The sequence below is a fragment of the Xanthomonas pisi DSM 18956 genome (genome assembly GCF_001010415.1).
Taxonomy (GTDB): domain Bacteria; phylum Pseudomonadota; class Gammaproteobacteria; order Xanthomonadales; family Xanthomonadaceae; genus Xanthomonas; species Xanthomonas pisi.
The window spans coordinates 1-13933 of the sequence record NZ_JPLE01000014.1; the positions used below are offsets into that span (position 1 = coordinate 1).

At 68.0% G+C, this 13933-nt stretch carries 6 protein-coding genes and 1 pseudogene; 3 read left to right on the forward strand and 4 right to left on the reverse strand.

Annotated features, from left to right (window positions below; all coding sequences use genetic code 11):
* Window positions 1-123 precede the first annotated feature (123 nt).
* The 3 genes from Y887_RS03220 to Y887_RS03230 are packed head-to-tail and all read left to right on the forward strand — an operon-like array spanning window position 124 to window position 3985.
* Complete coding sequence (locus Y887_RS03220) at window positions 124-1611, forward strand: vWA domain-containing protein (protein WP_343123095.1); 1488 nt, start codon at window positions 124-126, stop codon at window positions 1609-1611.
* 29 nt (window positions 1612-1640) lie between these two features.
* On the forward strand, window positions 1641-2213 hold the full coding sequence (locus tag Y887_RS03225) for a sigma-70 family RNA polymerase sigma factor (RefSeq protein WP_046963015.1): 573 nt from the start codon (window positions 1641-1643) through the stop codon (window positions 2211-2213).
* On the forward strand, window positions 2210-3985 hold the full coding sequence (locus Y887_RS03230; RefSeq protein ID WP_046962980.1) for a hypothetical protein: 1776 nt from the start codon (window positions 2210-2212) through the stop codon (window positions 3983-3985). Before Y887_RS03225 ends, Y887_RS03230 begins: the two co-directional genes overlap by 4 nt.
* Window positions 3986-4214: 229 nt before the next feature.
* Here the strand turns inward: Y887_RS03230 and Y887_RS03235 are convergent.
* From Y887_RS03235 to Y887_RS03250, 4 genes and pseudogenes are all read right to left on the reverse strand, one after another.
* Window positions 4215-4787, reverse strand: a pseudogene (locus Y887_RS03235) (GNAT family N-acetyltransferase).
* Window positions 4788-5084: 297 nt separating this feature from the next.
* Window positions 5085-5564, reverse strand: coding sequence for a chemotaxis protein CheW (locus tag Y887_RS03240; RefSeq protein WP_046962981.1), 480 nt, complete (start codon window positions 5562-5564; stop codon window positions 5085-5087).
* 33 nt (window positions 5565-5597) lie between these two features.
* Window positions 5598-6785 (reverse strand): chemotaxis protein CheB, encoded by a 1188-nt coding sequence (locus tag Y887_RS03245; RefSeq protein ID WP_046962982.1) that lies wholly within the window; start codon window positions 6783-6785, stop codon window positions 5598-5600.
* 7 nt (window positions 6786-6792) lie between these two features.
* On the reverse strand, window positions 6793-13833 hold the full coding sequence (locus Y887_RS03250; protein WP_046962983.1) for a hybrid sensor histidine kinase/response regulator: 7041 nt from the start codon (window positions 13831-13833) through the stop codon (window positions 6793-6795).
* Window positions 13834-13933 lie beyond the last annotated feature (100 nt).

Sequence of the window (13933 nt, forward strand, 5' to 3'; positions counted from 1 at the left end):
ATCGCGTACACGCCCGCGGCCGAACCCGACCCCCAACCCCAACCCGCGGCCCCACCCATCAACGCGGATCCTGCACCAAGGGTCAGGGGCGCGCTTGCGCGGCAAGCACCGGCCGCGGCGCTGATGGCACAAGCGGCGAGCAGCATGATCCTGCCGGCTCCGCCGGCCGCCCCGGCCGAGAATCGCGAGACCTACCAGACCATCAGCGACAACCCGATCGTGCAGGCCGCAGACACTCCGGTATCCACCTTCAGCATCGATGTCGACACCGGCAGCTACAGCAATGTGCGGCGCTATCTCACCAGTGGCAGCCTGCCGCCGGTCGATGCAGTGCGCGTGGAAGAGATGATCAACTACTTCCGTTACGACGACCCCGCACCCAGCGACGGCCAAGCGTTTGCCGTGCGTACCGAACTGGCGCCCACACCGTGGAATCACGACAGCGTGCTGCTGCGCATCGGCATTACCGGCCGCGATGTCGCCGCGTCCGCCATGCCTGCGGCCAACCTGGTGTTCCTGGTCGATGTCTCCGGCTCGATGGATGCGCCAGATAAACTGCCGCTGTTGCAGTCCTCGCTCAAGCTGTTGACACGCCAGCTGCGCGCGCAGGACCGCATCACCCTGGTGACCTACGCCGGCAACACCGCCGTGGTGCTGCCGCCTACTTCAGGCAATCAACAGGCGCGCATCGTCGAAGCCATCGACAGCCTGCAATCGGGCGGCGGCACCGCCGGTGCCAGCGGCATCGAGCTGGCGTACAAGGCGGCGCAGCAAAGCTATCTGCGTGGCGGCATCAACCGCATCCTGCTGGCCACCGATGGCGACTTCAACGTGGGCGTCACCGACTTCGATACGCTCAAGGGCATGGTGGCCGAGAAGCGCCGTTCCGGCGTGGCGTTGTCCACGCTGGGCTTTGGCACCGGAAACTACAACGACACCTTGATGGAGCAGCTGGCCGACGCCGGCGACGGTGCCTACGCCTATATCGACTCGCCGCTGGAAGCGCGCAAGGTCTTGACCCACGAGCTGGGCGCCACGCTGGAAACCATCGCGCGCGACGTCAAGATCCAGGTCGAATTCAACCCGGCCACCGTGCAGGAATACCGCCTGATCGGCTACGAAAACCGCGCACTGCGGCGCGAAGACTTCAACAACGACCAGGTCGACGCCGGCGACATCGGCGCGGGCCACAGCGTCACCGCGCTGTATGAAATCACGCCCGCACGCGGCGCAGCCGCAGTCGACCCGCTGCGTTATGCCACTGCAGCCGCACGCCCGGCCACGGACAACGGCAACGAACTGGCGCATCTGAAGCTGCGCTACAAGTTGCCGGACGCACACCGCAGCCGTCTGCTGGACACCGTCATCCGCCGCGACCAGCAGGTGGCGCTGGACGCCTCCAGCGACGCGTTCCGGTTTGCGGCAGCGGTGGCTGGTTTCGGCCAACGCCTGCGCGGCGGCACCCAATTGCACGGCTGGGACTATCCACAGCTGCGCGCCCTGGCAGCAGGCAGCATCGGCAAGGACCGCTTCGGCTACCGCGCCGACTTCCTGCGCATGGTGCAGCAGGCCCAGGCGCTGAGCAGCCGACCGGTCGCCACCACCGACTGATGCGCGCAGCGGTTGCCTATACTGCGCGCATGCATCCGGCCGATCTTGCGCGTCTCCCCGACGAGGAGCTCATGCTCCTCGTCGCCAATGGTTTTGTCGAACAGCCGGCCACCGAGCTGTTCAAGCGGCATAACCGCACCTTGTTCAATTTTCTGGCTTGGCAGTGCGAGGGCAATGTCAGCGAGGCCGAAGACCTGGCGCAGAAGACCTGGGTCAAGCTGATGACCCGTTGTAGCGATTACCGCCCGGGGCAAGCGGCCTTCACCAGTTTTCTGTTGCAGATCGCGCGCAATGCGTGGATCGACACCCGCCGTAGCGCCTACGTCGCCACCTCGATGCCATTGGACGACAGCCATCTGCAGCTGCCCGACGAAGACCTGTCCACCGAACAGCTGGCAATGCTGGGGCAGCAGCAGCATCGGGTGCGCAGTGCGGTGATGGCCTTGCCCGACGCGCAACGCGAAGTGATCGTGCTGCGGTTCTTTTCCGGCCTTGCCGTCGAAGACATCGCGCAGGTCGTCGGCGAAGGCTTCGAGACCGTCAAAAGCCGGCTGCGTTATGCCTTTGCCAAATTGCGCCTGAGCCTGGACGCCGCGCAATGAGCACGCTATTGGAGCGCTTTGTTGCTGGCGAAGATGGCATGGCCGCGTTGCTGCGTGCATTGCCCGCTTACGCGCCGCCCGACCGCATGCAGGCGTGGTTCGCGCAGGCCGCCGCTCAGGCCGATAGCGCGCGCCATGCCGCCGGCCCTGGATCGGCCCAGGCAGCAGCGACAGACGCAGCAGACACCTTGCAATTCGAACCACCGGCGACGATGGGTGCCATCTTCGCTGCCGCTGCCGCGCAGGCGGAGCAGGCGCAGGCTCCCCAACGCGCCGCCATCCAGGCACGCCTGGAAGATGGCGACGATGCGGCGCAAGTCCTAGGTGCACCGGTACACGACTCCACACGCGCGTGGTTGCAGCAGCAGTTGCCGGTCCCGGGCACGACAGCGGGTGTCGGCGCGCCCGCATTGCAGCACAACGGTGGCGCCGATGCGTTCGTGGGCGACGCCACTGCGCCGCTGGACGCCCAGCAGATGGCAAACCATTCGTCTTCCAGCGTGACACCGGGTGATGCGTCGCCGGCTCCGGTGCGTGCAGCAACGATGCCCGCCTCGCACGCTGCGCAGACCGGCGATGCAGCACACCCAACCGATGCGAGGCCCGCGCCAGCCGCCCGTCGCGCACGTCGCCAACGCTGGATGCCGGCATTGGCGTTGGCCGCCTCGGTCACCCTGGCGGTCGGCGTCGGCCTGCAATGGCAGGCGACTGCGCCGCCGGCAGCCTCGATGGATGCTGCACCGGCTGTAGCTGCGCCAGCCGACCTGGCCCAGGCAGAAGCAGAACAGCAACCAGGATCGGCTCAGGACAATCAGGCGCCGCTGGGTGAGAGCCGCCCGCTAGCGCCCGCGTCTGCAGCAGCGGCAGTGCCGACAGCCCCCGATAGCGCTCTGCAAGAGCGCATGCGGCAACCGGCGTCTGCGCCGCCGCCAGCGTTTGCGCCACCGCCGCCTCCGATGCCGATGCCAGCGCCTGCGCAGCCTGCGGAGGCGTCGGTCAGCGCTCCTGCCCCTCCGCCGCCGCTCGCAGCACCTCCCGAACCCGCACCCATCGCAGCAGCCCCTGCAGCTGATCTCGCACTGCCCTCGCTCCCTGCACCGGTTGCGCCCTCGGTCAGCGCATCAGTGGCCGAGCGACCGTCTTCGTCCGCACATCGCAACGCTGCTGTGCCGGACGCCGCCAACGCCGTGCAGGCAGCCGCACGCAACCAGGCGAAACCGGCAGCGGTGCCTGCAATTGCCGCCACGCCCCCGGCAAACGACACCAGGCAGCCCTCCGGGCAGTTGGACAGCGGGAAGCCTGCACCTGTCATCCCAGCCGCTGCAACGGCAGCACCAGCGCCTCAGGATGCGCAACTGTCGCGCGCGCCCCCGATCAAACGCGCGCCGTTGCAGAAAGACGCTGCCACGCAACAACGCGTGCAAGAACCCACCGCAGCGCAGCCTCCCAGGTCTGCATCCACAGGGGCTGCGCTGCCAGCCAGCGCTGCAGACGATGCCTCCAGATCAGCCAGGCCGGTGCAGTTGCTTGCGTTGACGACCTCGCCCGAGACCTGGCTCGACCACGCCCTGCCTGCCGGACAACATGGGCCGGTGCAACTGCGCATCTGGGCGGCAGATCCCGAGGCGAACGCGTTCCGGCAGTGGCTGGATCGACTGCGCAAGGCCTACAGCCAGCGCAATGTTCCCTTGCAGCTGGACATCGCCCGCGACCCACGCCTGCCAACAGACCGCGTGCGCATCGAAACGGTGAGCGCAACGCAGCCGGAGTGAGAGCCGCCAACAAGATGTCGCGAGGTATGGCCTGGCGGTGTCGGTGGCGCGGAAAAATCGCCATGGAGAGCCGTCCATGCCGACGCCGAGCACCGGCCGCGCCGGTCTGGCGGTTGCGTCGTCGTGGGGTGCGTGTGGACGGTGCGGAGGAACCGGAATGTATGCGTCGTGCATGCCGCACCGAGCAGCGGCCGCATCCGTTATCGCCGGCGGGACGCCGCCGTACACCTCATTGCGCGCCGAACTCCCCGTCCTCGCGCAACAGGCTGGTCAGCACATGATCGCGCCAGACGCCGTTCAACTGCAGATAGCGCCGCGCGTGTCCTTCGATCTGGAAGCCCAGCCGCGCCAGCACCTGCGCACTGCGCACATTGTCCGGCACGTACTGCGCCATGATCCGATGCAGCCCCAGCGGTCCGAACACGAACGCAATGCCCTGGGTGGCGGCCCACTACATCAGGCCGCGCCCCTGATGGGACGCATCCAGCCCGTAGCCGAGATGGCAGCCCTGAAACGCGCCGCGCTGAATCTGGGTAAAGCCCAGCGTGCCGATCACCTCCTGGCCGGCACACAACACCAGCTGCAGTTCGCGCTCGCCGGGCACCGACGCTCGGTAGGCGATGCATAACCGCCGCCAGCCTTCGGCGGTATAGAACGCAGGCGGCCGCAGCGGCATCGCCTCGATCAGATGGGCGCGGTTGCGTGCGTGGTAGTCGGCGACGGCGGCCGGGTCGACGTTGACCAGGTCGGACAACACCACACCGTCCGCATGGCACACGGGCTTGAAGACGGGCAGGCTCATGGCGCCCCTCTGCAACCGCGATATCGCGCAGCGTATCGGACGATGACAGCGGTGCATCGCACCGTCAAAGCCGCGCTACCGGTAGCGAACCGACCCCCGGCCTGGCGCGTGCAGTCGCGTGAGCGCGAACGCATCGCCTGGATGGCAGTCACTGCACGCGCGGCGCCCGCTACGCTGCATGCATGTCCCGGTTGGATCCGGCAATCGCACAGAGGTTGCACTGCGCGTGCACGCCCTGCCGATGGGGAGCACCGCAGATGCCGGTCCGACCGCTGCGGTGTCGCTCTCCCGGCTGCTCTAGGCGGCGGCAGCCGAGTCAAGCGCCTGCGCCACCTGCGACTCGATGGCATCCAGATTCGGCAGCAGCGCGCTTTGTTCGCCGAGCAGCACACGCATGTGCACGCCGTCCGGCAGCGCGTCTTCCGAGGCGTCGGCCAGCAAGCCGTCGCGCGGCACCGAAATCAGTTGCGGGAACGAAGCCGTCAGCAACGCGAAGTACGGCAGCGCAGGATTGCCGCCCAGCGCCTTCAACACGATCACCTTGTTGTTGACGGCAGTGGGTTCCTCGCCCAAGCCGCTGAGGCGTGCGAACGACAGCAGCGGCACTTTCCAGCCATACCAGTCGATGCGCCCCACGACCCAGCGCGGCATGTCCGGCAGCGCTTCGACTGCCACGCGCGACATCACCTCGGCCACCGTGGCGTTCGGCAGCAGCACGCGCTCGGTGCCGGCCTGAATCAGGACGCCGCGGATTTCGTCATTGTTGGCGTAGCTCATCGCACCATTCCGATCTGAGAGGGAGCGCCCGGCTTACGCCGGCCAACGCTGTGCCAACGCCTGCGCCAACTGCGCAGGATCGCCGGTCAAAATGCCTTGCCGGGCCAGGCGCGCCGCAGCGGCCGGGTCGTAGCAGCCGTCGGCGGACTGACCGGCCAACCAAGCACCCTGCTCGGCCAGTGCCAGCGATGCCTCCACCAGCGCCTCGTTGGCGCCGCTGAGCATCAGCACCGCACTGTCGGTGGCCGGCAGCGCGGCGATCAGCGCCGCAGGATCGCTGTGCGCCACGAACGCCAGCGCACCTGCATGCTGCTGCACGCCAAGTTCGTCGGACAACACGTAGACCTTGCCCGGCACGACCACCTGTCCCGGCTCGCCCAGTTCGACCGGCAACGCGGAGACGCGCCCCATCTGTCGCACCAGGTTGCCGTACTGGCCACCATCGAGGGTCATCCGCACCAGCACCGCACGCGGGAAATTCGGCGGTAGCGCAGCCAGCAGGCGGCGGATCGCATCCGGACCACCGATGCCGGCCATCACCAGCACTGCGCCGGTCACCTCGCCGCTGTGTTCCAGATCCACCAGGGACAAGCCTCCGGTCGACAGCGCCGCCACATCCACGTCGGTGCGCGGGCGCACCACCACGGCAACCTCGTCGACCAGGCCCCAGGTGCTGGAATCGCCCAGCGTCGGGCCCGGCTTGTCGGCAGCAGCTGGGGTCTGCGCGTGATCGACCGCGCGCGCGAACATCGCATCGCCCGGCATGCTTTCGAAGGCATGCGCGGCCGCTTCCAGATGTTGATCCAGTTGCAAATCCGTATGCTGCCGCGGTGCGAGCGTCAGGCCCGGCTCGGGTTGCAGCGAGGGCTCGCTTTCGGTGCCGGGCGGCAACACATCGGCATGGCCGTGCAGCTTGGCGGCCAGATGGCGCACCCAACGCTGCGCTTCCCAACCCTCGCGACGCACCGTGAGTTCGGCCTCGTCGAAGATCACCGTCACGCCCGGCATGTTGAAGGCCGGCTCCAAGGCCTCAAGTGCGTCTTCGATCGCCGGCTCCAGCGCGACCAGCACCGCGACCGGCTCGGCGTCGCGCAGCATCTGCACGTCGACCGCCGACGGTTCGTCTTCCAGCACGACCTGCGCACCGGCCAGGCCGAGCGCTTCGCGCAGGCGCTCGCGCGCCTCGCCCGGCCGACCCAGCAGGGCGACCGGCGTTCCCATTGCGCCATTAGTCTCGGACACGGGCGATCCCCAGCAGGTCATACACGTTTCGCATCAGATCCAACTCTTGGTAAGGCTTGCCCAGGTAGCGCTGCACGCCGATCTCGAAGGCGCGCTGGCGATGCTTCTCGCCGCTGCGCGAGGTGATCATCACGATCGGCACCGACTTGAAGCGCGGGTCGGCGCGCATCGCAGTGGCCAGCTCGTAGCCGTCCATGCGCGGCATTTCGATGTCCAGCAGCATCAGGTCCGGCACGCGCTCTTCCAGCAGTTCCAGTGCCTCCACGCCGTCGCGGGCGGTAGTGACATCCAGGTTGTGGCGTTCCAGCACGCGGCTGGTGACCTTGCGCATGGTCAGCGAGTCGTCGACCACCATCACCAACGGCACCTGGCGCTGCGCTTCGGCCGGGGTTTCCAGGGTCGGACGCGCCGGCTGGCTGAGGTAACGACGCACCAGCGGGGCCACGTCCAGGATCACCACCACGCGGCCATCGCCGGTGATGGTGGCGCCGTAGATACCCGGCACCGACGCGATCTGCAGACCCACCGGCTTGACCACGATTTCGCGGTTGCCCAGCACCTGATCGATCGCCACTGCGGCGCGCAGATCGCCCGCACGCACCAGCAACAACGGCACCTGCGCCTGACCATCCGCGCGCGCAACCGGCTGGCCGACCAGCGAGCCCAGGTCGTGCAGCACGTACTCTTCGCCGGCGTAGTGATACCCGCCCTCGCCCGATTCGTAGCGGGTGCGCGAGATGCGGCCGATACCGCTGACCGAACCCACCGGCACCGCAAACGTGGTTTCGCCGATGCGCACGAACACCGCCTGGGTGACCGCCAGCGTCTGCGGCAGGCGCAGGGTGAAGGTGGCGCCCTGGCCGCGCACCGAGTGGATATCCACCGAGCCGCCGAGCTGACGCACTTCGTTGCGCACCACGTCCATGCCCACACCACGGCCGGACAGCTGACTGACCTGTTCGGAGGTACTGAAGCCGGAGGCGAAGATCAGGCCATCCAGTTCGGCCTCGCTGAGCTCCTGGCCGGGTTCGATCAGGCCGCGCTGCTCGCCGCGGCGACGGATCGCCTCGCGGTCCAGCCCGGCGCCGTCGTCGGCCACTTCCAGCACGATTTCCGAGCCTTCGCGGCGCAGACGGATCGCGATGCTGCCTTCTTCCGGCTTGCCGGCGTCGCGGCGTTGCTCCGGCGTTTCCAGGCCATGTGCGACCGAGTTGCGCAGCATGTGTTCCAACGGCGCGACCATGCGGTCGAGCACGTTGCGATCCAGTTCGCCCTGGGTACCTTCCAGCACCAGATGCACCTGCTTGCCGGTATCGCTGGCTGCCTGGCGCACCACACGGCGCAGGCGCGGCACCAGACCGTCGAACGGCACCATGCGCGCGCGCATCAGGCCGTCCTGCAGTTCGGAGCTGACGCGCGACTGCTGTTGCAGCAGGCCGTCGTACTGCCGCGACAGATCTTCCAGCACGCCCTGCAAGCCGCCCAAGTCGGCCGCCGATTCGTTCAGCGCGCGGCTGAGCTGCTGCAGGGTGGAGAAGCGGTCCAGTTCCAGCGGATCGAAGGTGCGATCGCCCTGGTCCTGTTCGCGCTGATAACGCGCCACGATCTGCGCTTCGGTTTCCAGGTCCAGACGACGGAGCTGGTCGCGCAGACGGGCGTTGGTGCGATCCAGTTCGCCCATGGCGCCGCGGAAGGCGCCCATCTGCTGTTCCAGACGCGAACGGTAGATCGCCACTTCGCCGGCGTGATTGACCAGGCGGTCCAGCAGGTCGGCACGCACGCGCACCTGTTCCTGCTGCGCGCGCGGCATGAGCTCTTCCTCGACCTGGCCGTCGACCGGGACGGGCGCCGACAACGGTGCCGGCTCCACCGACGCCTTGGCGATCGCGCGGACATCGGCGTCGCTGGGCGGGGCAGCGTTGCGGCCACGGGTCCGGGTTTCGAAGGCTTCCACCAGGTCGGTCGGCATCGACACGGCGCGGTGCATGCCGGTGCGGGTCAACAACTGATGCAAACGGTCGAAGCCGCGTTCGAACAGGCGCACGTCATCGCGATCGATGTCGGTACGGTTGGCCGCCACCGCTTCGAGCAGCGATTCGATCGCATGCCCGAGGTCGCCGATGGCGTTGATGCCGGCCATGCGCGCGCCGCCCTTGAGCGTGTGCAGATCGCGCTGCAGTCCGTTGAGGACCTCGCGGTCTTCCGGCACTTCGCGCATGCGGGCGAGCAGACCGTCGCAATGGTCGAGCAGGTCGCGGCCTTCTTCGACAAAGATGTCGACCAGTTCGCCATCGAGCTGATCGAAGTTGAGCGGGCCGATATCGAACGCGGCGCCCACCTCGTTGGTTGCCGCTTCGACCGGCGCGGCGTCTTCCACCGGTGCGCTGAGGGCCGACGCTGCGCTGGCTTCGTGCTCGACATCCGCAGCCTCGGCAGTCGCCGATTCAGCGGCGTCGGTGTGCCCTGCCTGCTCGAGCTGATCGCCCGTTGCAGTCGCGTCGTCGTGCTGCGCGTCGGCGTCGGTAGTCGCGATGTGGTCTTGCAGCTCCGGCACGGTCCCGGACTGCGGATCGCCCGATTCTTCGACCTGATCGGCCGCATGCGCCATTTCGAACGCCTGCACCGACGCGATGGTCTGCTCCGGCACTGCGTCATCGGCATGCACCGTCTCGGCGTGCTCGGCCTCTGCGTGCACTGCATCCACGTGCTCGACGTCCGCCTGCGCTGCGTCGTCGGCAGCGTCGGCAGTCGGCGCCTCGTCGTGCGATTGCTGGTGCGGCTGCGCCTGGTCGATGGCGTCCGGCTGCTCGCTCGATGCGACCAGCGGGTCCGACTGCGACGGTGCGTCATACGCCGCCTGCGCTTCGGAATGCGCCAGCTGCTCGGCGTCCGCTTGGTCTTGCGTTCCGGCGAGCTCGTCCGCTTGCGCGGCGTGCTGCGCCTGTTCGCTCGTCGTTGCATCGGCGTTATGCGCCTGCACCGACTCGGCGTGCTCCGCGGCCTGGTCGGCCGCATGCTCGGCGTGGTGATCCTGCGTGCCGGCGGCGTGCTCGGACGACGCGGCGACGTGGTCGACGTCCCCCTGAGCGAGGTCCTGACCATCCTGATCGGTCGAAACGCTGTCCAGCGCCGCAGTTTCCGGCGTCCAGTCCTCGTCGATCGCGGCAGGCGCCTCGTCGGCGACCGCGGCATCGCTGTGAACCGCTTCCAGTGCCTCGATGGTGTCGACAGTCGCCTGGTCTGCAACCGTGTCGGTATCGGACACCGGTGCAAGCGTCTGCGTTTGGCCCAACGTGGCCTCCGCCTCTGCCAGCTCGTCTACCGCAACGCTGTCGTCCACGTGCGTGGCGTGGTCTGCATGGTCGTGCGCAGACGGCGATGCATCGGCAGCGGCGTCCGTTTCGCTTGCTGCATCTTCGACCGGGTCGGCAGGCTGCGACGGCGCATCCGCCGTCTCGACGTGCTGCAGCTCGGTGGCATCCCAGGCGTCGGCTTCGACCGCCGGCTCATCGATCGAGCTGTCGTGCGCATCGGTGCCCTGCGCTGCGGCTTGGTCATGCTGCGCGGCTTCGCCGTGCAGCGAGTCGGCCTGTTCGGTATGCGTTAGCGGTGCGACGCCGTCGCTGGACGCGGCATCGGCAGATTCGGCGAACGCGCCGTCCTGCTCCAGCGCTGCGACGTGCTCGTCGCTGGCTGCAGGGACGTCCAGCGCATGTCGCAAACTGCCTGCCTCGGCGTCGGCCAGTTCGTCCACCGCAATCGGGGTCTCGGCGTGTGCGTCGGCATCCTGCGGCTGGTCGGTCGGGTGCGTCGGTGCAGCGGTATCGGCTGGCAGTGCGCTGGAGTCCAGGTACTGCGACAGATCCTCCACGCCGGTGAGCTCGACCGTCTGGTTGGCGTCGACCTCGTCGCCGGCAGCGTCGAGCTCGTCCAGCTCGTCCAGGGCCACCTGCGGCGGCCATTGCGCTTCGGGCAGCGTGTCCACCAAGGCGCGCAGGCGCTCGGTCAACGGCGCAAACGACGGAATCAGCGGCGCGTCGGCGCGCAGTGCGGTGACCGTGGTCGCGATCGCTGCAGCGGTGGCGGTGATCGCATCGATGCCTTCCTGCGAAGGCGTTTGCGACGCCGCAAGCAGGCGCTTGACATAGCTTTCGGCCGGCGTGGTCACCAAGGTGATTTCCGGCACATCGGTCATCGCGAACGCGCCACTCATGGTGTGCACGGCGCGCAGCAACTCTTCGGTTGCCAGTTGCGGCTCGACCTGCGTGGCCTGCAACCAGGCGTTGACGGTTTCCAGATGCGTGGCGACTTCGGCTTCCAGGATCTCGCGAAGCACGCTGTCCACCGATGCCGGCGTGCCACCGGCGACAAGCGCCCCGGCGACTGCAGGAATCGCAGCAGGTTCAAGCGCCGCCGGCGTTACCTGTGCGGGCACGTAATAGACCTCTTCGCCGGCGGCCACCCGCTCGGCAACGGCCTGGATCTCCGGCAGATCGGCAGCGATGCGGCCCTGGTCGCGCAGCGCTGCGTTCAATTGCGGCAGCACCTCGTAGGCCAGCTCGACCATCGCCACCACCGCCGGACTGGCCGGGCGCGAGTTGTCGAGCACGCGGTTGAGCATGCTCTCGATCTTCCAGCTGAATTCGCCGAGCACGCTGGCGCCGACCAGACGCCCACTGCCCTTCAGGGTGTGGAAGACGCGGCGGATCGGGCGCAGGTGGTCCGGACTATGGGGCGCAGCGCGCCAGACCGGCAGCAACTGGCCGAGGTTGACCAGTTCTTCGTCGAATTCTTCGAGGAAGACATCGCGGATGTCGTCATCGATATCGCTGTCGCCAAAGCCGCCGAAAATGCCGGCATCGGCGGTATCGGCCATCGCCGGTTCGCTCGCTGCCTGCACCGGCGCTGCATCGCTGGGGGCGGATGCATCCTGCGGACGCGTCACGTCGAATTGCGCGGCGGCCGCGTCGAGCTGCGCCAGGAAGGCGGCCGACGCATCGTCCAGTTCGAACTCGCTGACCGTGGCCTGCTGCACGCGCGGAGTCGTTTGCTCGGCACTGGCGTCGGTCGGGGCCTGCTGTGCGACGTCGGGCGCGGACTCGACAAACGGATCGTCCAGCTCCTGCGGCGGAGCCGGCGGCGGCGAGAACGCATCTTCGATGCTGGTCTGCGCGCGGCGCGCCTGGTTGTCGGCAATGAAATCCAGCGGCGCGTCGACCTGGTCCATATCGCCAGGCAACTCGATCTGCTCGATCTGCAACGGCGTGGTGTCGGCCACGACAGGCGCGGCGGTCTGCTCCTGTTCCAGCGCGCTCAGATCCACGGTGTAGCTGACCTGCGCGGCCTCGCCCGCTGCGTGACCGTCCTGCTCGGCCGAGACCGGGTCGAACGCGGACGTGGCGATCGGTGCAGCCTGTCCGGTGGTTTCCAGCTGCCAATCGCCGGGCGCATGCGTCCCGTCGTCGGACAAGTCCAGCGGCGCAACCGTAAACGGCACGTGCGCCTGGCCGGAGAGGGTTTCTTCTGCAGCCACCGGGTCGAACGAGAACACCGTATCGGTCGCCGCAGCGCCGGTGTCGTGCACCACGCTGGCCGCGAACGGCGTTTCGACCACGGTTTCGTTGGCCCATTCCAGCGGCGCGACAGGCGCCGCATCGTTGGCCGCCGCATCCGGCGTGCCAGCATGCGGGGCAAGCGACACGGCAACCGGTTGCAGCTCGGCAACGCTGCCCGGCTGGTCGGCACCGACCGGCAATTCGGACGGCTGACCCGAAGGCAGCGGCCAATAGCGCAGCGTTTCCAGGCTGTTGCGGGTGATGTCCAGAATCTCCTCGCGGCCGGGACGGCGCTCGCGCAGGGCTTCCAGGTAATACTCCAGGCTGGCCATCGCGTCGGCCAGCGTGTCCAGCTGACGTCCGCTGGGCACGCGCTGCTTGCCGATCAGTTCCAGATCGACATAACGCCGCACGCCTTCCAGGTAATCGGCCGCCTGCGGCAACTCGAGGATGCGCAAGGCACCGCCGACTTCGCCCAGCAGATGCGGCACATCGGCCAGACGCGCGTGATCCCAGTTGGTCTCGATGAAGGCGACGAAGTGTTCGCGCGCCGCACCGAAGTTGGCGATTGCTTCCTGCGCCAGCACATCGACGGTGCGACGCACTTCCGACGAGGTGGCGCTGTTGCTGGCCTCGTTGCCGTCGCCGCTGTCGGCGCCCAGACTGGCGACCTGATCGTCCAGCGACGCATCCACGTACAGCAGCGCGCCGGCGATATCCAGCAGCACGCCTTCGTCCATCTGCACCTGGCCATCGACCACGCGCGCCAGCGCATCGCGCTGCTGCACGACGACGTTGCGTGCCACGCCCAGGCCCATCATGCCCAGGGTGTCGGCCACGCTGCCGAGATCCTTGACCTGGGTCTGCAGCTCGGCGATGTCGCCGCCGGTGCGCAGATGCAGATCCAGCGCGTCCTTGACGCGCAGCAATTCTTCCTTGACCGCACTGCCGACCGTGTCGAGCAGTTCGCGGTTGCGACCGGACAGGCTGCCGCGTGCGTGATCCAGTTCGGCTTCGGTGGCGACGCCGGCCTGCGGGTCGAACGCGAACAGCACGCTCTCGTTGAGGCCGGGCTGGCCACGGGTGGCGCGGATTTCGTTGAGCAGCGGCAGCAGCACGATCGGGATGTCGCGATGGCCGTTCTGCAGACGCTCAAGATAGTCGGGCAGCAGCACGGTGCCGCGCATCAGCATGGCGCAGGCTTCGTCGCGGTCGCTGACCTCACCGGCCTGCACCGCGTTGGCGAGCAGCTCCAGTTCCTCGGCCACCATCGCCGGCGCGTACAGCTCGACCATGCGCAAGGTGCCCTGCACCTGGTGCAGGTAACCGGCGCAGAAGCGCATCCGGCTGGTGTCGGACGGTTCTTCGGCGAAGTACTCGATCTCGTTGCGCGCCTGGCGCAACGTTTCGTCCAGCTCCGGCTTGACCCAGCCCAGCGCGGCGTGGCTCATCGCATCGCGAAGCGCACTCATTGCAGCCCCCTGACAACGGCCGGCTCACCGCTTGCGCGGTTACCGGTCACTTCCTGCATCGACGTAATGCGACTACGCGCCATCTGCTGATCCTTTCCCG

Bases quoted from the DNA above. Each gene is read 5' to 3' on its own strand.
- Y887_RS03220 (WP_343123095.1), top strand. From the start codon at position 124: ATGGCACAAGCGGCGAGCAGCATGATCCTGCCGGCTCCGCCGGCCGCC.
- Y887_RS03225 (WP_046963015.1), top strand. From the start codon at position 1,641: ATGCATCCGGCCGATCTTGCGCGTCTCCCCGACGAGGAGCTCATGCTC.
- Y887_RS03230 (WP_046962980.1), top strand. From the start codon at position 2,210: ATGAGCACGCTATTGGAGCGCTTTGTTGCTGGCGAAGATGGCATGGCC.
- Y887_RS03240 (WP_046962981.1), bottom strand. From the start codon at position 5,564: ATGAGCTACGCCAACAATGACGAAATCCGCGGCGTCCTGATTCAGGCC.
- Y887_RS03245 (WP_046962982.1), bottom strand. From the start codon at position 6,785: ATGGGAACGCCGGTCGCCCTGCTGGGTCGGCCGGGCGAGGCGCGCGAG.
- Y887_RS03250 (WP_046962983.1), bottom strand. From the start codon at position 13,833: ATGAGTGCGCTTCGCGATGCGATGAGCCACGCCGCGCTGGGCTGGGTC.